Source organism: Clostridium zhoujianii (assembly GCF_051590805.1).
Classification (GTDB): Bacteria; Bacillota; Clostridia; order Clostridiales; family Clostridiaceae; genus Clostridium.
Genome location: NZ_JBPUTF010000003.1, coordinates 72,462 through 91,753 on the forward strand (window position 1 = coordinate 72,462; position 19,292 = coordinate 91,753).

General features: G+C 30.0%; 17 protein-coding genes. 11 read left to right on the forward strand and 6 right to left on the reverse strand.

Annotated features, from left to right (window positions below; translation table 11 throughout):
• Positions 1-6: 6 nt before the first annotated feature.
• Complete coding sequence (locus ACSYT2_RS15165; RefSeq protein WP_430857726.1) at positions 7-573, forward strand: Fe-S-containing hydro-lyase; 567 nt, start codon at positions 7-9, stop codon at positions 571-573.
• 23 nt (positions 574-596) lie between these two features.
• Here the strand turns inward: ACSYT2_RS15165 and ACSYT2_RS15170 are convergent, their stop codons facing one another.
• Positions 597-1,454 (reverse strand): YitT family protein, encoded by an 858-nt coding sequence (locus ACSYT2_RS15170; RefSeq protein WP_430857725.1) that lies wholly within the window; start codon positions 1,452-1,454, stop codon positions 597-599.
• 206 nt (positions 1,455-1,660) lie between these two features.
• Here ACSYT2_RS15170 and ACSYT2_RS15175 point away from each other — a divergent pair, with 206 nt between their 5' ends.
• A complete protein-coding gene (locus ACSYT2_RS15175; RefSeq protein ID WP_438385113.1) occupies positions 1,661-2,374 on the forward strand; it encodes a tetratricopeptide repeat protein in 714 nt (237 codons plus the stop codon).
• A 39-nt stretch (positions 2,375-2,413) separates the two neighbouring features.
• On the opposite strand, the gene ACSYT2_RS15180 is transcribed toward ACSYT2_RS15175, so the two are convergent.
• Both ACSYT2_RS15180 and ACSYT2_RS15185 read right to left on the reverse strand, forming a co-directional pair.
• Positions 2,414-3,994, reverse strand: coding sequence for a putative ABC exporter domain-containing protein (locus ACSYT2_RS15180; RefSeq protein WP_438385114.1), 1,581 nt, complete (start codon positions 3,992-3,994; stop codon positions 2,414-2,416).
• Positions 3,994-4,704 carry an ABC transporter ATP-binding protein gene (locus ACSYT2_RS15185; protein ID WP_430857722.1) on the reverse strand — a complete coding sequence of 237 codons (711 nt, stop codon included), beginning with the start codon at positions 4,702-4,704 and terminating at the stop codon, positions 3,994-3,996. Before ACSYT2_RS15185 ends, ACSYT2_RS15180 begins: the two co-directional genes overlap by 1 nt.
• A gap of 206 nt (positions 4,705-4,910) precedes the next feature.
• Here ACSYT2_RS15185 and ACSYT2_RS15190 point away from each other — a divergent pair, with 206 nt between their 5' ends.
• The 5 genes from ACSYT2_RS15190 to ptsP all read left to right on the forward strand — a co-directional run bounded on the left by ACSYT2_RS15190 (position 4,911) and on the right by ptsP (position 12,861).
• Positions 4,911-5,594 carry a response regulator transcription factor gene (locus ACSYT2_RS15190; RefSeq protein ID WP_430857721.1) on the forward strand — a complete coding sequence of 228 codons (684 nt, stop codon included), beginning with the start codon at positions 4,911-4,913 and terminating at the stop codon, positions 5,592-5,594.
• Positions 5,584-7,404: a sensor histidine kinase gene (locus tag ACSYT2_RS15195; protein WP_430857720.1), complete on the forward strand. Its 1,821-nt coding sequence runs from the start codon at positions 5,584-5,586 to the stop codon at positions 7,402-7,404. The genes ACSYT2_RS15190 and ACSYT2_RS15195 overlap by 11 nt, the downstream gene beginning before the upstream one ends.
• 260 nt (positions 7,405-7,664) lie before the next feature.
• On the forward strand, positions 7,665-9,893 hold the full coding sequence (locus tag ACSYT2_RS15200; protein WP_430857719.1) for a ribonucleoside-diphosphate reductase subunit alpha: 2,229 nt from the start codon (positions 7,665-7,667) through the stop codon (positions 9,891-9,893).
• A 68-nt stretch (positions 9,894-9,961) separates the two neighbouring features.
• Positions 9,962-10,996: a ribonucleotide-diphosphate reductase subunit beta gene (locus ACSYT2_RS15205; protein WP_430857718.1), complete on the forward strand. Its 1,035-nt coding sequence runs from the start codon at positions 9,962-9,964 to the stop codon at positions 10,994-10,996.
• A 245-nt stretch (positions 10,997-11,241) separates the two neighbouring features.
• Positions 11,242-12,861, forward strand: coding sequence for a phosphoenolpyruvate--protein phosphotransferase (gene ptsP, locus ACSYT2_RS15210; RefSeq protein WP_430857717.1), 1,620 nt, complete (start codon positions 11,242-11,244; stop codon positions 12,859-12,861).
• Between the two features lie 37 nt (positions 12,862-12,898).
• Here ptsP and ACSYT2_RS15215 read toward each other — a convergent pair whose 3' ends face one another.
• A complete protein-coding gene (locus tag ACSYT2_RS15215) occupies positions 12,899-13,768 on the reverse strand; it encodes a DegV family protein (protein ID WP_430857716.1) in 870 nt (289 codons plus the stop codon).
• A 205-nt stretch (positions 13,769-13,973) separates the two neighbouring features.
• On the opposite strand from ACSYT2_RS15215, the gene ACSYT2_RS15220 reads away from it, so the two are divergent.
• From ACSYT2_RS15220 to iadA, 4 genes are read left to right on the forward strand one after another with little or no spacing between them, the layout of a single operon-like run.
• The gene (locus tag ACSYT2_RS15220) at positions 13,974-14,507 is read left to right on the forward strand and encodes a chromate transporter (protein ID WP_430857715.1); all 534 of its coding nucleotides are present in this window, start codon (positions 13,974-13,976) and stop codon (positions 14,505-14,507) included.
• A gap of 3 nt (positions 14,508-14,510) precedes the next feature.
• Complete coding sequence (locus tag ACSYT2_RS15225) at positions 14,511-15,041, forward strand: chromate transporter (protein ID WP_430857714.1); 531 nt, start codon at positions 14,511-14,513, stop codon at positions 15,039-15,041.
• Positions 15,042-16,292, forward strand: coding sequence for a tetratricopeptide repeat protein (locus tag ACSYT2_RS15230; protein ID WP_438385116.1), 1,251 nt, complete (start codon positions 15,042-15,044; stop codon positions 16,290-16,292). It begins immediately after the preceding gene.
• Between the two features lie 16 nt (positions 16,293-16,308).
• Complete coding sequence (iadA, locus tag ACSYT2_RS15235) at positions 16,309-17,481, forward strand: beta-aspartyl-peptidase (protein WP_430857712.1); 1,173 nt, start codon at positions 16,309-16,311, stop codon at positions 17,479-17,481.
• A gap of 25 nt (positions 17,482-17,506) precedes the next feature.
• Here the strand turns inward: iadA and ACSYT2_RS15240 are convergent, their stop codons facing one another.
• Complete coding sequence (locus ACSYT2_RS15240) at positions 17,507-18,079, reverse strand: cell wall hydrolase (protein ID WP_430857711.1); 573 nt, start codon at positions 18,077-18,079, stop codon at positions 17,507-17,509.
• 61 nt (positions 18,080-18,140) lie between these two features.
• Positions 18,141-19,127, reverse strand: coding sequence for a hypothetical protein (locus ACSYT2_RS15245; RefSeq protein WP_430857710.1), 987 nt, complete (start codon positions 19,125-19,127; stop codon positions 18,141-18,143).
• Between the last annotated feature and the right edge of the window lie 165 nt (positions 19,128-19,292).

The window sequence follows — 19,292 nt, forward strand, 5'->3', positions numbered from 1 at the left end:
GAGACTATGAATATTAAAGTTACTACACCATTAACAGAGGATAAGGTTAGAGTGCTGAAAGCTGGAGATAGTGTGTTATTATCAGGAGTTATATATACAGCTAGAGATGCAGCTCATAAAAGGCTAATTGAGTTATTAGAAAAAGGAGAAGATCTACCTTTAAAAATAAATAATGAAATAATATATTATGTAGGACCAAGTCCAGCTAAACCTGGACAAGTTATAGGGTCTGCAGGGCCAACAACAAGTTATAGAATGGATCCCTATACTCCAAGATTATTAGATTTAGGTTTAAAGGGAATGGTAGGTAAAGGAGCTAGAAATAAAGAAGTAATTGATTCAATAGTAAGGAATAAAGCAATTTACTTTGGAGCAATAGGTGGGGCAGCTGCACTTATAGGTAAAAGTATAGTTAAGTCTGAGATAATAGCCTATGAGGATTTAGGTGCTGAAGCAATAAGAAGAATAGAGATAAAGGATATGCCATTAACCGTCATTATTGATAGTGAAGGAAAGAATTTATATGAGGTAGGGCAGAAGGAATATTTAGATAGCATAAAACAAGACAGATAACTAAAAATTATCTGTCTTGTTCTTTAAATATTTTGGAATCCATGACCTTTTACTTCAGATATATCTAATATACTTATGAAAGCCTTCGGGTCTCGAGCAAGAATACTAGATTTCAATGTAACCATCTGTCTAGATGTAACAACACAATAAAGCATACGTCTATTACTATCGGTAAATTCACCTCTTGCAGGAAGGGTAGTTACTCCTCTATTTAAATCTTTTATTATGTACTTAATTATTTCATCTTCTTTTTCAGTAAGAATTAGCATTAATTTCTTACTAGAGAATCCTTTAAGCATTTGATCTAAGACTATACCTTGAATGAATATTGAGATAAGTGTGTATAGGGCTTTAGGTATACCGAAAATCATAGCACCAATAATAACTATAATACAGTTTATTGAAAAGCCAACAGCACCTATGTTAAAGTTTGAATATTTTTTTCTTATAAGCATAGTTATAATATCTGTACCACCAGCTGAACCATTTCTCAGAAATATTAGTCCATAGCCAATACCGCATAATACTCCACCATAAATGCAATATAATAATATATCATTTACATTAATAAATGAAGAAAGTGGTTTAGTTATAATTAATGATAATGAAAGGGACACCATTCCTATAGCAGAATAGGTTGTAAATTCTCTACTAAGCTTCTTATAGCTTAATAAAAACAATGGCAAATTAATTATAAATACAGTAAACCCAGCTTGAAATTCTGTAAGGTATTCAAGGATAAGAGCTATACCAGTAGCACCACCACTTAATAACTCCGCATGAGTTAAGAATAGATTTACTCCAAGAGATGCTATAAAGCATCCAATAAAAATTAAAATAACATCCATGATAAAATCTTTTTGCTTAAATAAAATGTTCATATTAGACCCCTCAGCTAAAAATAGTTTTTCATTTGTTTCATTGTTAATTATATATAAAAAGCTATATAAAGTTAAGCTCTATTATAGGATGAGAGTGAACAATATAGAGAATATGCTCTAAATATGTCAATATAACGGTGAATAACATATATTCCTTGTAAAACATAATATTTTTTAGGATAATAAAAAAGAAAGGCGTGAGAGATATGAGTAGAGTGAAGTTACCTGGAAGCTTAAAGGTGAAAAAGATATTATTATCAATTCTAGTTGTTGTGGCTATAGGAGTGGTAGTTAAAGTTGGTATAGATAATAGAAGGGAAAAAGAAACTAATGAGAAGATAATATCAGAAGAAATAGCAGATAGAGAGAGAATAAAGAAAGAAGAGGAAGAAATAAGAAGAGCTTTAGAAGAAAAGGAAGAAGCTTTATATAGTGAGGCATACAACTCATTTTTTGGAGAGCTTAACTATAAGGATACAATAGATAAAGCTAATATACTTATACAAGAGTTTCCTCAAAGTTATAAGGGGTATAATATAAGAGGGATAGCTAAAGCTTATAATGGAAGTTTTGAAGATGGAATGCAAGACATAGAAAAGGCTTTAGAATTAAAAGATGATTATGGTTATGCTAGATTTAATAAGGCTCTAAATTATGAGCTCTATAATAGATTAGATGATGCATTGATATGGTATGATAAGGCATTGGAAGTTGAAGAATATATATGGAGCCACTACGGAAAGGCGTCTATATATGGACGAAGAGGTGATGTGGAAAATACAGTTTCCAATTTAAAAAAAGCAATTGATTTAGCTGCGAAATCCGGGCAAGATCAGGCAGTTAAGGAAGAGGCGAAAACTGAACATGATTTTGACCCAGTTAGAGGAAAGAGTGAATTTGAAGATTTAATTAATAGTTAGAAAAAAGTAAGGATGTAGCACTGGCTACATCCTTTAATTCTAAGTTTCAATACTATCGTATATACCTTTGGCACCTTGTATTATAACTAATGATGCTATTGTGTTATAAATTATAAAAGATAAATGGAGGGCATAGGGACCAAAAATTTTAAGCTGAAAGCTCAGAAGTAGTCCAACTACTATTCCTGGTAATATAAATATGAATAGAGTAATCATCATAAATATACCCTTCATCATTTGATTTGAAACTCTATCAAATAACTTATAGTTTAATACTGCACCATAGGTAGATATAGCACCAAACGATACATAAGCAAGTATTGATAAAAGTATTTCTAAAAGCGTAGATCCTGTAAGTATTCCAGCTGGTATGAATAATATTAACCCATCCACTAAATATTTAATAATAGATGACAGGGTTGAATAGAACAATTTTGATGCACTACTTGCAGGAATAAGGAATATATAGTGTCCGTTGAAATCTGATGACCATTTACCAGCATAGGTTGCGATAACCATAATATACACTGCAAATAGTAAGAAGAAATATAATGGAGCTTTTATATATAAACCAAAAATCATGGAGACAACAAAATAAATCCCTGAAAGGATATTTAAGAAGTAGAAACCAGTCTTTTTATATTCTAGCATATGTCTAAAAAATATTGACTTAGCATAGAAGGCGTTATAGTTCATAGTAGTTTTTCTACGAGCTAAAGGCTTACGTACTTTATTCATTTGAGCTAATTGCTTTGGATCATAACCACTATTTTTATAACTTTGAGCTACCTCATTTTGTTCTGCTGATGGTAAGGCATCTTCATAAAAATCTAAATTTAGATTATAAAGAATAACACCGGAAATTATACAAGTTATAAGTAATAATCCAGAGTATAAAATTGTAGAAGAATTAAATCCTTCAATACATTGAATAAGCAATGAGCGTATCCAACCTACTATAGGAATATAGTTCCACAATTCCTCATTAAAAAAGTTAATTCCGAAATTAAAGTAATCACCTTTAGAAGAGGTATAAATATATATTGCAATAGTAAGGAGTACTAATAGTATAGCTGCCTTTGCTATCTTAGAAGCTTTATCTCTATATTTATGTAGTTTTGAAAATATTCCATACATTAATAAAGATATAAATGATAGCGTAACTGCAAATAAAAAGAAGAAAATTATAAATAAAGGAATACCACCGCTAACAAAGTTAAAGTTATTTGCTATATTAGGTATTTGGAACATAAAAAAAATACCAAAGGCAAAAATAAAGGATACCTCTCTTAGGAAACCATATAAAAGTATATTTTGAGATTTTATTGGAGAGGTAAAGATAATATTTACATCACTCATGCTATAACGAAAGTTTTTTCGGGTAATACCGCTATAAATTATAAATAAGAAACCTATAAATGATGCTAAAGTACAGCCAGCAATGAAGTATTTAGGATTATTAAAAGAGTCAGGAGAGTTACTTCTATTACCCAAGGAAAAGAGCATTAGTATAAGAAATATACCATAAAAAACAAAGGGAATAATCTTTGTTGGTTTATGCTTCATGCTTTTAATATAATTTATAGCATTTCTTTTAAGTAAATAAGAAAAAGGCTTCATTATCTATCAGCCTCCTCAGTAACTCTAAAGAATATTTCTTCAAGACCTTCATTAGTTTCATCCTTATTAAATTCTTCTTTGGTTTTTGAAAGAACTATATTTCCTTTATTCATGATAACAAGTCTATCCCAAAGGTTGTCTACAGAATCAAGAAGATGAGTACTAACTATCATAGAAACTCCTTCATTTTTTAACTTTAACATAAGGTTTTTAAGTTCCTTAATAGCTTTAGGATCAAGTCCAATCATAGGTTCATCTAGAAGAACTAATTTAGGCTTGGTAACCAAAGCACAACATAAGCTTAGTTTTTGTTGCATACCCTTTGAGAGTTCCGATCCAAACTTCTCTGTTTTATCACTTAAATCAAATATTTCAAATAATTCATTTGCATAATCCTCATAGTCATTAAGTCCATAGGATTTAGCAACAAAGTGAATATGTTCCCTTACTGTTAGCAATGGAAATAATCCTGGAAGCTCCGGTACATATGAAAAGAGTTTTTTTCCTTCGATACTTTTATTCGAATAGCCTCCTATTTTAATATCACCAACATAGCGAAGAAGTCCGGCTATACATTTTATAGTAGTAGATTTTCCAGCACCATTTGGTCCAGCTAGTACCCCGATTTCTCCTTCGCCTATTAAAAGATTTAAATCCTTAACTGCATCAAAATCTTTATATCGCTTTGTAAGGTATTTTATTTCTAACATTTATAATATCCCCCTTTAAAATTCATGTAATTATTATACTATATTAACATCATTAGGATTGTAGAAAGTGTGAGATTTAAGGGAAACTTTATATTGATGTATGAGTAGTGGGTTAATTAATAAAAAAGTAATAAAGGGTGGGATATTTTATGATTTAATAAAGTTAGGTTATAATAAAAAGTAAAGAATCCTAAGGGGGTTAGTATATGTTTAACATTTTAGTTGTTGATGATGAAAAAGAGATAAGAGATGCCATAGATATATATTTAAGAGGTGAGAATCTTAATGTAATAAAGTCTGGTGATGGATTAGAAGCTTTAGATATATTGGAGAGAACTCAGATACATTTAATAATATTAGATATTATGATGCCTAAGATGGATGGTATTAGGACTTGCTTGAAAATAAGAGAAAGTAAAAATATACCTATAATCATGCTTTCAGCTAAAGGTGAAGATTCAGACAAAATATTAGGATTAAATGTTGGTGCAGATGATTATATGACAAAGCCTTTTAATCATTTAGAACTTGTTGCAAGGGTAAAGTCTCAGTTAAGAAGATATGATAAACCACTTGATATAGAGGATAAAGGAATTCTTAAGGTAAAAGATTTAGAAATAGATACTTTAGCTAAAAGTATAGTGGTAAGAGGGGAAGAAATAAAGGTTACAGCTACAGAATATAAAATATTACATTTATTAGCTTCAAATATAGGTCGTATTTTTTCAATAAAAGAGATTTATGAAAAAGTATGGGATGAGCCTTTTTATAAGAGTGAAAATACAGTTACAGTTCATATAAGAAGAATAAGAGAAAAGATAGAATTGAACACAAAGGAGCCTGAATATATCAAGGTGGTGTGGGGAATTGGTTATAAAATTGAAAAATAAAATAAAAAGATACTTAAGTGAAATATGGCTAATAGAGATAGTTGCATTATTATTTTTATGTTTTTATTTTGGACTAGAATCATATAAAAGTACATCTTCAAAATTCTATACGATGGTGACCTCATCAATAGAAGCTACTATGAATCCCCAAGGATATTATAAAGAGAAGATAGAAGAAGATTTAACAGGGTTAGCTGCATTGGCATATAAGCAAAGTGGATCACTAGAAGAGATATATTATGGAAGTGATAAAACTATTAAAAGTTTAAAGGATTTCTTTACAAGTAATTCATTTGAAGGTATGGGTATAACACTTGGACAATACAGTGGATCAATACCAAGTGATTCATATTTTATTATAAGAAATAAAAATAGTAACAAAATAATCACTAATGATAAGAGTATTGCTTTATCCTCTGATGATTCAATATATACAGATAATTATATAAGGAATTATATAAAAAATAAATTTAAAGGAAGAGAAACTATAATAAATTATGATAATAGTAACACATTTAACTTGTTAGTTAGAAGTGGTGTTGTTGCCAATGATAAGAGCGTATTGAATAATTATGAGGAGTATTACTATACTTCAATTGATAAATATATAAAGAAGGATGATACTAGAATAGCATTAAGTGTTGGTATCATAGCAGTAATAGCTATAATAACATTCTTTAAAATAATTATAGCTATAATTCATAATAGAGGTAAGGTTAATATTAGAGGAAACTTTATTTATAGTATTATATATGTATTTAGATATGGGTTTAGTTATAAGCAAACAAGAAAAACTTTGATGATAAGTATAATTGGTGTAATTGTATTCTTTATAGGATATTTATATTTATTAGCTATAGGGGGTTATGATAATAATATAATAAGAAATTTCTTTAAATTATATCCATTTAAAGGAAGTATTTTATTGGTGACACTACCTATGATAGGTGTTATTTATACTGCTAAGAAAAGCATTGAAATATCAATGATTAATGATAGCTTGAAAAAAATAAATGAAGGAGAACTAGGATATAATATTGTAGAAAATGGCACTCCAGAAATATTAGAACTTATAAAAAATATAACTGAAATAAAAGATGGGTATGAGATAGCCGTTGAGGAAACATTAAAAAATGAGAGGTTAAAAACAGAATTAATATCAAACGTATCACATGATCTAAGGACACCTCTTACTTCAATAATTAATTATGTAAATATATTAGAGGAGGAAGGTATAACAGAAGAAGAAAGGAAGGATTATTTAAAGATAGTAGAGCAGAAATCAAAAAAATTAAAAGTATTAATAGATGACTTATTTGAGATGTCTAAAATTAATAGTGGAAAGATGGAGATAATTAAAGAGAAGATAGACGTAATGTCATTAATTCATCAAGCTATAGGGGAATATTCTTACTTATATGAAGATAAGAATATCGAATTTAAAGTAAATAGCTTTAGTGAAGAAATAATTATAGAATTAGATGGAAAGATGATATCAAGGGCAATAGAAAATGTGGTTATTAATGCATTGAAGTATTCTCTTCCAGGGACAAGAGTATATGTTGATATTGAAGATAAGAATGGAGAAGTTCAGATATCATTTAAAAATATATCAAACTATGATATGAACTTTGATAATGAAGAAATATTTGAAAGATTTGCTAGGGGAGATAAATCTAGAAATTCAAATATAGAAGGATCTGGGCTAGGCCTTGCAATAACAAAGAGTATTGTTGAACTTCATAAGGGTGATGTTACTGTATGTAGGGAAGGAGATATGTTTAAACTGTATATTAATTTACCTATTTAGAGGGGGAGATCCCCCTTTTTTATTTACAAGAAATCAGAAGATGATATATTAGGTGAAATATAATATCAAATAATAACAATTATAGATAAAAGGAGAAATAAGGAGAGTTAATTATTTAGAATTATATTTTTAGGGTTAAAAGGGGTTTTGCAGATTTTACATAATTATATATAGTAACTATAATTATAGTTACTGTATATTGTGCGTATAATAGAATAAAGTATATATACATATACTACATATTGTAGAGGGGGATTACGGTGGATTTAGATAAACTGTGTGATATTGCACTTGGAGCAGTAGAGGATAATGAAGGAGTATATACAAAAGAGAGACTTATAGAGGCTTTAGAACATATAGTTAGGCCTACGATGAATGAAAGAGAAATAAGGGATTCATTAATTCAAATTTCATTAGAATTAACTACAGATTTAGAGCCAAAGTGGCAGTTTGTAGCAGCAAGGCTATATATATTTAAGTTACATGAAGAAGTTAGAGAAAATAGGGGATTAAACTCAGATACAGATTTATATTTAGGATTATATGACTTCATAAGGGAATTAACCGATATGGGTCTGTATGGTAAATATATTTTAGAAAATTATACAAGAGAAGAAGTAGATGAATTAGAGAGAGAATTAAAACCTGAGAGAGATTTCTTATTTACTTATAGTGGAATTAGCTTATTAAGTAAGAGATATTTAATTCAGGATTTCAATAGAAAGCCATTAGAATTACCACAGCAATTATTCATGGGAATTGCTATGCATTTAGCAATTCCAGAAAAAGCAGAAAATAGAGTAGATTGGGCAAAGAGGTTTTATAATGTTTTAAGCTCACTTAAAGCCACAATGGCAACGCCAACTATATCTAATGCAAGAAAACCATTTTATCAATTAAGCTCATGCTTCATAGATACTGTGGATGATAGTTTAAAGGGTATTTATAAGTCTTTAGATAATTTTGCAGAGGTTTCAAAATTCGGTGGTGGAATGGGTATATACCTTGGTAAGGTTAGAGCATTAGGTTCACCAATAAGAGGATTTAAAGGGGCATCAGGTGGGGTTGTACCTTGGATAAAATTATTTAATGATACAGCAATTGCAGTTGACCAACTTGGGGTAAGAAATGGATCAGTTGCAATATGGTTAGATGCTTGGCATAAGGATATTCCAGAATTCTTGCAATTAAGAACTAATAATGGTGATGATAGAAAGAAAGCTCATGATATATTCCCAGGCCTTTGTTATCCTGATTTGTTCTGGAAGTTAGCAGAGAAAGATATAAATGCTAATTGGTACATGATGTGTCCACATGAAATTGAGAATGTTAAGGGATACTCATTAGAGGATTTCTACGGAGAAGAGTGGGAAGAAAAGTATTTTGACTGTGTTAATGATGATAGAATTGATAAGAGAGTAATGGTGGTTAAGGATTTAGTTAGATTAATTATAAAGAGTGCCGCAGAAACAGGAACACCATTTGCTTTTTATAGAGATACGGTAAATAAGATGAATCCAAATAAGCATAAGGGAATGATTTATTCATCAAATTTATGTACTGAAATTATGCAAAATATGAGTGCTATGGAAGCACAACAATCAGAAATAGTAGACGAAAATGGGGATACTATTGTAGTTGAAAAAATAAAGGCTGGAGATTTTGTAGTATGTAATTTATCATCAATTGTTTTAGGAAATGTTGATGTAACAAATGATGAAGAACTAGGATACGTTGTAGAAACTCAGATTAGAGCTATGGATAATGTTATAGATTTAAATTATTATTCAGTACCATTTGCTGAAATTACCAACAAGAAATATAGAAGTATAGGCCTTGGAACTAGTGGATATCATCATATGCTTGCAAATAATAGAATTCATTGGACAGCAGATTCACATATAAACTTTGCAGATAAGGTATATGAAAGAATTAATTATCATGCAATTAAAGCTAGTATGAACATAGCAAAGGAAAAAGGCAGATATTCTCAATTTGAAGGATCTGACTGGGATAATGGAGATTACTTTAGATTGAGAGGATATGATTCTGAAGAGTGGAATAATCTAAGAGAAGATATATCTAGGTATGGAATGAGAAATGGATATTTAATGGCTGTAGCTCCAAATGGTTCAACTGCAACTTTAGCAGGAACTAGCGAAGGAATAGACCCTATAATGTCTAGATTTTTCCTTGAAGAGAAAAAGGGAAGTATTATACCTAAGACAGCACCAGATCTTTGTGATGAGAATTACTGGTATTACAATTCAGCTTATAATATTGATCAGGCTTGGTGTGTAAAGATAAATGGTATAAGACAAAGACATATAGATCAAAGTCAATCATTCAATTTATATATAACAACAGATTATACAATGAGAGCTATAATGAATTTATACATAGAAGCATGTAAATGTGGGGTAAAATCAATATATTATGTAAGAAGTAAGTCATTAACAGTTGGAGATTGTGAAAGTTGTTCGGCATAAAATATAAAAAAGAGAAGGAAAGAATTTTACCTCTTTCCTTCTATTAATTGAGTTTAGGGAGGATAATAATGAATATTAATAGAAAGCCACTTTTTAATGAACTTGGAGATGTTGAAGTTAGTAAAAAGAGGATGATAAATGGGAATACTACAAATCTTAACGATTTCAATAACATGAAATATTCTTGGGTAAGTGATTGGTACAGACAGGGGATGAATAATTTCTGGATTCCAGAAGAAATAAATTTATCCCAGGATTTAAAGGATTATGGTAAGTTGCTTGAAGAAGAGAGAACTGCCTACGATAAAATACTATCATTTTTGATATTTTTAGATTCAATACAAACTGCTAATATAGGAAATATATCAAATTATATTACTGCAAGTGAAGTGAATTTATGTCTTACTATACAAGCATTCCAGGAAGCAGTACATTCACAAAGTTATAGCTATATGCTTGATACGATTTGTTCTCCTGATAAAAGAAATGAAATATTATACCAATGGAAAGATGATGAAGTACTTTTAGAAAGAAATAAATTTATTGGAGAGCTATATAATAACTTCATTTTGGAGCCTTCAAAAGAGAATTTACTTAAGACAATTATGGCAAACTATATATTAGAGGGAATATACTTTTATTCAGGATTTATGTTCTTCTACAATTTAGAAAGAAATGGGAAGATGCCAGGTTCAGCTCAAGAGATAAGATACATAAATAGAGATGAGAATACCCATTTATGGTTATTTAGAAATATAATTAAAGAGTTGCAAGAAGAAGAGCCTGAACTATTCTCAGAGGAAATGAAGAGAGAACTTTGTGAAATGATGAGAATTGGAGTAGAACATGAAATTTCATGGGGACATTATGTTATAGGAGATAATATTCAGGGGATAAATAAAAAATTAATAGAAGATTATATTAAATACCTTGGGAATATGAGACTTAATGCAATAGGATTGCCTAGAATATTTGAAGGACATGATGAAAATCCAGCAGCTTGGGTAGATGTATTATCAGATGCAAATGCAGTAAAAACAGATTTCTTCGAAGCAAAATCTACAGCTTATGCAAAAGCAGCTACTCTTGTAGATGATTTATAATAAAATTATATAGGAAAAATAAAAAAATGGTATTTATATTAAATATTAACGATTAATTGGCAAAACCCCTGGGATTTAAATATAAATTTACTCATAAAGAGGTTAACATGTTTTAAAAATATGTTATAATGTTTTATGGTTATACTTTAATTGTTAAAGGTTTACTAAGGGAATGTTACATTTTTAACATATTTGTGAGAGTATTATAAATTTATATGGACTATGTTTAAGGAGGATCATTAATTATGAAAAAAGGTATTGCTGCTTCAAAAGGATATGCAATAGGAAAAGTTTTTGTACAAGAACATGAAGAAATAGTTATAACAGATGCAAAGGTTGCTGATGTAGTTCTAGAAAAGGAAAACTTGCAAAAAGCATTAGATGCTTCAAGAGTTCAATTAGAAAAGATCAAAGAAAAGGCAGCAGCTGAAATGGGAGAAGAGAAGGCTGCAGTTTTTGAAGCTCATATTACATTATTAGATGACCCAGAATTTACAGGAGCTATGTCTCTTGAAATTGAATCAAATAGTATAAATGCAATGAAGGCTGTTGAAGGCGTTACAAATACATTTGTTATGATTTTTGAATCAATGGAAGATGCTTATATGAGAGAAAGAGCAGCTGACATTAAAGATGTTTCAAAGAGAATAATTGCTAATTTAGCTGGTAAGGGTGGAGATGCATTTGCAATTACAGAAAGTAATACTGTAGTTGTTGCTCATGACTTAACACCATCAGATACAGCTCAATTAGATAGAAGCAAGGTTGTAGGATTTATTACAAATATAGGTGGAAGAACTTCTCATGCTGCTATTATGGCAAGAACATTAGAAATTCCAGCTGTACTTGGATTAGGAGATATAACTACATCAGTTAAGACTGGTGATATGATTATTGTTGATGGTATTGAAGGAGATGTTATAATAAATCCTTCAGAAGAAGTTATAGCTGAATACAAAGCTAGGAAAGAAAAATTCCAAGCTGAACAAGAAGAATTAAAGAAATTAATAAATGTTAAGACTGTTACTAAGTCAGGTAAAAGAATTGAAGTTTGTGGTAACATTGGTCAACCAGAAGATGTACTTGGAGTTATAGCTAATGGTGGAGATGGTGTTGGTCTATTCAGAACTGAGTTCTTATACATGGATAGAGATAGTGCGCCAACAGAAGAAGAACAATATGAAAGCTACAAGTTTGTTCTTGAAAAGATGGAAGGAAAGCAAGTTGTTATAAGAACACTTGATATCGGTGGAGATAAGACTCTTCCTTACTTACCATTACCAGAAGAGATGAATCCATTCTTAGGTTATAGAGCAATAAGACTTTGTTTAGATAGAAAAGAAATATTCAAGGTTCAATTAAGAGCATTATTAAGAGCTTCTGTTTACGGAAATCTTTGTGTAATGTTCCCAATGATCTCAGGATTAGAAGAGTTCCAACAAGCTAAGGCTGTGGTTGATGAATGTAAAGAAGAATTAAGAGCAGAAGGAAAAGAATTCTCAGATAGTATCCAATGGGGTATCATGGTTGAAATTCCAGCGGCAGCTGTATATGCTGATGAATTAGCTAAGCATGTTGATTTCTTCTCAATCGGGACTAACGATTTAATTCAATATACATTAGCTGCTGACAGAATGAGTGAAAAGGTATCATACCTTTACAACCCAATGCATCCAGCAGTATTAAGATTAATAAAGATGACTATCGACGGTGCTCATAAGCACGGTAAGTGGGTAGGAATGTGTGGTGAAATGGCTGGAGATGAGTCAGCTATCCCAACTCTAGTAGAATACGGATTAGACGAATTCTCAATGAGCGCTACATCTATCTTAAATGCAAAGAAGATAATGTTAGAACAAGAATAATATATAATTAAAAGCGAAGCTAAATAGCTTCGCTTTTTTATCTGGAATTTCCTAAGAAAAATAGAGCAATAGTGTTAGCACCAGTATGACTGCCTATAACACAACCTATAGAGTTTATTAGGATTTTGACATTATACTTTTCTTTTATCATATCTGCTAATAATTGCGCATCTTTTAAGCAATCTGAATGAGAAATTGCTATTAAATCTTGAGATGGAATATCTATAGCCCTAGCTTCAAATTCTTTAAATAAGGTAGTAATTGATTTTTTTCTTCCCTTTACCTTTCCGTAATTGATTAGTTGACCTTCATCATTAATTTTAACCATAGGTTTCAATTGTAGAATAGTACCTAAGGTTGCAGCGGTACCAGAAAGTCTGCCTCCTCTTTTAAGATAGTCTAGATCATCCATTGCTACAATATGGTTAAGTTTAGGTGAGGTTTCCTCAATTATTTTAGATATATCATTTTTAGACATACCGTCTATTCTTAATTTGCAAGCTTTTAGAACAAGTAAACCATATCCAAGTGATGCTGATTTAGTATCCAAGATTGTAATGTCTGCATTTGGATATTTATCTAAGATATCATTTTTGGCTAATCTTGCACTATTAATAGTTCCGCTTAAAGCAGAAGAAAATGCAAGATATAAAATAGCTTTATTCTTTTTAATGTAACCTTCAAAAAGATCATAGTAAGTTAGGCTATTTACTTGGGATGTACTAGGCATTTCTCCTTCACGAATTCCTTTATAGAAATCCTCATATGGAAGTGAATCACCGTGGTCTTCAACATATTCTTTACCTTTAAATAAACATGTTAGACCTACATAACATATATTATTTTCTTCGATTAGACTTTTAGGTAGGTCACAGGCTGAATCAGCCATTATTATAAAATCCATCATAATACCAATTCTCCTTAAATAATAAAATTAACCTAATATTTATATTGAGATATTTCTTTATAGTATAACACATATAAAAGTTACCCCAAAATTAAAGTTCACTAATATAGAGTATATGTAAATAAAAATCTTGGGATGAAGGCAAAATAAACTTATGATAGAATTAGATATATTATTGTGTACAACAGATAAAATGGAGGGAATAATGGATAAGTTACTTAAGATGTTTTTCTCTTTCTTTAAAATAGGAGCATTCACCTTTGGAGGAGGATATGCAATGATTCCATTAATTGAAGAAGAGGTTGTTAATAAGAATAACTGGCTAGATAAAGAAGAATTTATGGATATACTTGTAGTATCACAAAGTTTTCCAGGAGCATTAGCTATTAATTGTTCAACCTTTATAGGTTATAAATTAGGAGGAGTATTAGGAGGATTTATTGCTATATTAGGAGTAGTATTACCATCTTTTATAATTATTCTTCTAGTAGCTACAGTATTTATGCAATTTAGAGATAATTATTATGTGAACTTAGCATTTAAGGGAATAACTGCAGCAGTTCCGATGTTAGTACTAGTAGGGGTTGTTAGCCTTGCCAAAGGTGTTAAAAGAAATGTAAAGAATGTAGTAATAGGAATTATAGCATTAATAGCATTAGAAATATTTAAAATACATCCAGTAATAGTGATTTTAATAGCAGCACTATACGGTATACTATTTTTAAGAGAGAAGGTGTAGTAAGTGGAGATATTAATTAATCTTTTTATTACATTCTTCAAAATTGGATTATTTAGTTTCGGTGGCGGGTATGCAATGATACCCTTTATGCAAAGGGAGATAATAGAGAAAAATGGCTGGTTATCTTTAAATGAGTTTGTAGATATAATAGGAATATCGCAAATGACTCCAGGACCAGTATCAATAAATTCAGCTACATTTGTTGGGTATAAGGTTAGTGGAGTAATAGGAAGTATATTTGCAACATTAGGAATGGTTACAGTATCATTCATATTAGTAACAATAGCATCAAAGATGATGGATAAATTCAAAGAGTCTAAAGGATTAAAAGCGGCATTATTGGGAATGAGGCCAGTATTAATTGCATTAATAGTAAATGCATTTATAACTTTAGCTAAAGAAGCCTATTTAGATGTAAAATCAGTAATAATTACTTTGATAATTGGAGCATGTATGTTTAGCAAAAAAATTCATCCTATAGCAACTATAGTAATAGCAGGTATTTTAGGAATAATATTTTGGGGGTTTTTATAAATGAGTAATAAACAGAAGAATAAATTACACATAAAGGCAACAGGTTATTATGAAAAAGGGGAGATTGATAAGGCACTAGAAACATGTGAGGAAGCTATATCAGAGAATTTAAAGGATTCAGCCATACTAAATTTAAAAGGCTTACTATTGTATATTAAAGGGGATTTACAAGGTGCATTAACTTCTTGGAGAATAAATGCAGATTTTAATGATGATAGTATGGCGAAAGGTTACATAAAAGATGTAAAAAAAGATAAAGAGAGATTAGCTCTATATAATAAGAGTGAGGAATTAATAAAAAAAATCAAGATAGATGAAGCTATTATTCTTTTAAATAAGTGTTTGGAAAGTGATTTTAACTCTATAAAGGTTAATATAGCATTAGCAAGATGCTATTTAAGAAAGGGAGAGTATAGTACAGCAAGTGTTTATATAACTAAAGCACTAGATATAGATAGAAATAATCAAATAGCAAAGGTATTAGCTAAGGAATTAAAAGAATTTGCTGGAATAGAGCTAGAGGTTGTTAGAAAACAGTTTTGGATAAAACCAATGTTGGTAGCTATACTAGTTGGTATTATATGTATAGTTGGTATTAAGGTATATAATATGTCTTGGAATAATGCTGATAATTCTAATGTTGCAGAAGAATTGGACAAACATCAAGAAGAGAATATTGACTCAATTAAGGAGAATGATGAAGAGGAAAAAGGAGAAACTAAAGTAGAGGCTCTAGTGAATATAGACGAAATAGAAAAATCAATAAATAACAAAGACTATAGCTCTCTATATGAGTTGCTTAAAAATTTAAATGCTAATGGATTAAAGGGTAAAGAGAAGGCACTATATGTAAAGGGAGTAGAGATTTTAGAAACAGAGGGAGTAGATACATTTTATAAAAGTGGTATGAATTTTTATGAAAAAGGTGAATTAACTTTAGCTAAAGATGAGTTTTATAAGGCATATAAGTACGGTAAAGAAAGTTATTTATATCCTCATATAGTATTTTTCAATGCTGTAGTAAATGAAAAGTCTAATAATAATTTAGAATCAATTAAGTATTATGAGGAGTACTATCAAAATTATAAAGATGGTAATTATATTGAGGAAACCTTATATAAGCTTGCCTTATTATACAAGGAAGAAGATATAGATAAAAGCATAGGATTTGCTACTGAACTGAGAAATAGCAACCCGAATTCTATATATAATAATGATACTATTTCTAATTTGCTAGAGAAGAATAAATAAATTAGGAAGTGATACTTTGATTACTGTTATAAAAAATGTAGAAGTGTATAGCCCTGAATATCTTGGAAAGAAGAATGTGGTAGTGGTAGGCGATAAATTTGAAGGTATTTATGAGGATATAAATATCCCGGAAAATTTTATCAATATTAATACGATTGATGGAGAAGGGAAGATAATTTTTCCTGGGTTTATAGATTCTCATGTACATATAGTAGGTGGTGGTGGTGAAGGTGGTTTTCATACCAGAACTCCTGAAATCAAATTTACTGACTTAATTAGCTCTGGAATAACTTCTGTTGTTGGATGCATAGGCACAGATGGAGTATGTAGAGATATGAGAAGTCTTATTGCAAAGGCAAAAGCATTAGAGGAGGAAGGAATCTCTACATATTGTTATACTGGTTCTTATGAAGTGCCAGTAAAAACTATGACAGATAGTATTAAAGGGGATTTAATGCTAGTAGATAAAATAATAGGTGTTGGAGAAGTAGCATTATCAGACCATAGAAGCTCTCAACCTACTTACGATGAATTTGTTAATTTAGTGGCACAAGCAAGGGTTGGAGGTTTATTATCTGGTAAGGCTGGAATTGTTAATGTACATTTAGGTGGAGGAGCAAGGAAATTAGAATTAGTATTTTCATTAATTGAAAATACAGAAATTCCACCAACTCAGTTATTACCTACACATATTAATAGAACATCAGAATTATTTGATATGGGAATAGATTACATAAAAAAAGGTGGATTTATTGATTTGACAACAAGTTCTGATCCTAATTTTTTAGAAGAGGGCGAATTAACAGCAAGTCAAGGATTAAAGAAAATTTACGAATTAGACTTACCTATTGAGCAAATAACATTTTCCTCTGATGGAAATGGAAGTATGCCTAAATTTAATGAGGAAAGAGAGTTGGTAGGATTAGGGGTATGCTCTGTAAAGACTTTATATGAAGAGGTTAAATCCGCTATTTTAAATGAAGGAATACCTATAGAAATAGGGATAAAAGTAATAACATCTAATGTAGCTAATCTTCTTAAATTAAGTGATAAAGGATATATTAAGAGGGGATATTCTTCAGATTTTGTTATTGTAAATAAGAAAGACTTATCTATTTGTGATGTTTATTCAAAGGGTAAGAGATTAGTTGAAAATGGGGTTGCTATTGTTAAGGGTACTTTTGAGTAAAGTAAAAGAGGGCGTAAGCCCTCTTTTAGCATTTAAAGAATATGTGGTGGCCGATGGCCTTACTATCTTTTTTTTCAGTTGCTTTCATCCAAGAACATGTAGCTATTGCAGGGTTATAAAAGTAAAGAGCCTGGTTAGTAGGATCTTTTCCTTTTATGGCTTCAAATACTGCATCGTAGCAATTTTGGTCTGGATTAGCTATGATTTGACCGTTTTTAACACATGAAAAAGCATTAGGTTGGAAAATCACGTCTTTTATGCTACTTGGAAAACTAGGATTAAGTACCCTGTTTAAAACCACAGAAGCAACAGCAACCTTTCCTTCGAAAGGCTCACCACGACTTTCAGCATAAACTAGTTTGGCCATAAGATTTATATCTGCTTGAGTAATATACAATTGTTTTTGGCCATTGTTAAACACTTCAACGACCTCATCAGACTTTATATTAGTGATCTCGTTATTTACAAATTTTGTTTCTGCTAAGCTTTTATTAGCTGTAGAATAACTCCCTAAAACTAAAGCCTTTGCAGGTATTGCAGAGCAAAATAGAATTGAGAGGGCTAAGCAAAGTGTAAACTGACTAAAAAATTTTTTCATACACAACCTCCTTTTTGTAACCCAGTCAAATTGTATTATTACCAAAAGGAGAGTTTATATACTACTTATTATTAAAATTATCCAACTCTGCATTTAATTCTTTTAAGCTTTTTGTAAAATCTGAATATTTAGAGAAGCTATTATTATAGTTTTTACCTATATTTTCATCATCATTTGCATTTGAAGAGGATTTTTCTAAAATAATTGAATGTTCTAAAGAAGTTATATATAAGTCGTAAAAGGTTATGGTATCTTGTAGTATTTCATAGCAATCATTACCCTTTTCAGGAATGGTTAAGGAATAAGATTTACTTTTAATTTCACTAAATTTTGATTTCTTATCTTTTATATCTTTAAGTAATACCTCTAGGGAACGACCATCTTCTTTTATTTTTTCAAGAGCAGGCTTTAAATCTTCATCTATTTCACTAAAAGCATTAATACATTCCTCTAAACTTACAACATATGCTTTTTTTTGATCTACTTTAATATCAGTTTCTCTATTTATTTTTATAACAGCATTAATAAAGTAAGAAGAGTTATCGAAAAATTTCTTGGTACTATCGGGAAAATCTACCTTCAAACCCGAAGATTTTAAATCTTTGTAGTTGCTTACTAGGAGGTTGTAAGTTTTTGTATACTCATTAAATTTTGAAATTATCTCTTTATCATTAGGGTTTCTTATTAAGCCTAAGGTGAGCTCGTAAATATTAATATTATAAGTCAATGTTTCATATAATTTTTCTTTTATAGCTTGATTCTTTTGCACTACAGTAGTTGCAAATAACTCATCATCTAATTCTTTTAATTTAACAATACCTGAACTAAGTAAAGCTTCAGATTTTTCAGAATCAATGCTTTGATCATTAATTGCTTTATTAAGAGTTAAGTTACATTCTTTAATTTCTTTAGATAGTTTATTCATCTTAGCTATATCTCTATGAGATGGGGTAAGTTTAATAATTACTAAGATTAATAAGGGGAGGATAACTATTAGGCTCAAGGCTATTAATAGTTTTTTATTTAATTTTAAATCTTCAATTTTCATAAACATATCTCCTTTTTCTCTTATGAATAGATAAAAGTATCCTTTATTAAATTTATATTTAAACTTTAATGAAAATAGTATGAAAAAGTAATAAAACTTCATAAAATTGTAATTGGAATTATATTAAGGATTGCTAATTTGGTGTATAATTTAAATACAGACTAA

Excerpts from the sequence above, each read along its gene's own strand:
- ACSYT2_RS15165 (WP_430857726.1), top strand. The coding sequence starts at position 7 with ATGAATATTAAAGTTACTACACCATTAACAGAGGATAAGGTTAGAGTG.
- ACSYT2_RS15170 (WP_430857725.1), bottom strand. The coding sequence starts at position 1,454 with ATGAACATTTTATTTAAGCAAAAAGATTTTATCATGGATGTTATTTTA.
- ACSYT2_RS15175 (WP_438385113.1), top strand. The coding sequence starts at position 1,661 with ATGAGTAGAGTGAAGTTACCTGGAAGCTTAAAGGTGAAAAAGATATTA.
- ACSYT2_RS15180 (WP_438385114.1), bottom strand. The coding sequence starts at position 3,994 with ATGAAGCCTTTTTCTTATTTACTTAAAAGAAATGCTATAAATTATATT.
- ACSYT2_RS15185 (WP_430857722.1), bottom strand. The coding sequence starts at position 4,704 with ATGTTAGAAATAAAATACCTTACAAAGCGATATAAAGATTTTGATGCA.
- ACSYT2_RS15190 (WP_430857721.1), top strand. The coding sequence starts at position 4,911 with ATGTTTAACATTTTAGTTGTTGATGATGAAAAAGAGATAAGAGATGCC.
- ACSYT2_RS15205 (WP_430857718.1), top strand. The coding sequence starts at position 9,962 with ATGAATATTAATAGAAAGCCACTTTTTAATGAACTTGGAGATGTTGAA.
- ptsP (WP_430857717.1), top strand. The coding sequence starts at position 11,242 with ATGAAAAAAGGTATTGCTGCTTCAAAAGGATATGCAATAGGAAAAGTT.
- ACSYT2_RS15215 (WP_430857716.1), bottom strand. The coding sequence starts at position 13,768 with ATGATGGATTTTATAATAATGGCTGATTCAGCCTGTGACCTACCTAAA.
- ACSYT2_RS15220 (WP_430857715.1), top strand. The coding sequence starts at position 13,974 with ATGGATAAGTTACTTAAGATGTTTTTCTCTTTCTTTAAAATAGGAGCA.
- ACSYT2_RS15230 (WP_438385116.1), top strand. The coding sequence starts at position 15,042 with ATGAGTAATAAACAGAAGAATAAATTACACATAAAGGCAACAGGTTAT.
- ACSYT2_RS15240 (WP_430857711.1), bottom strand. The coding sequence starts at position 18,079 with ATGAAAAAATTTTTTAGTCAGTTTACACTTTGCTTAGCCCTCTCAATT.
- ACSYT2_RS15245 (WP_430857710.1), bottom strand. The coding sequence starts at position 19,127 with ATGAAAATTGAAGATTTAAAATTAAATAAAAAACTATTAATAGCCTTG.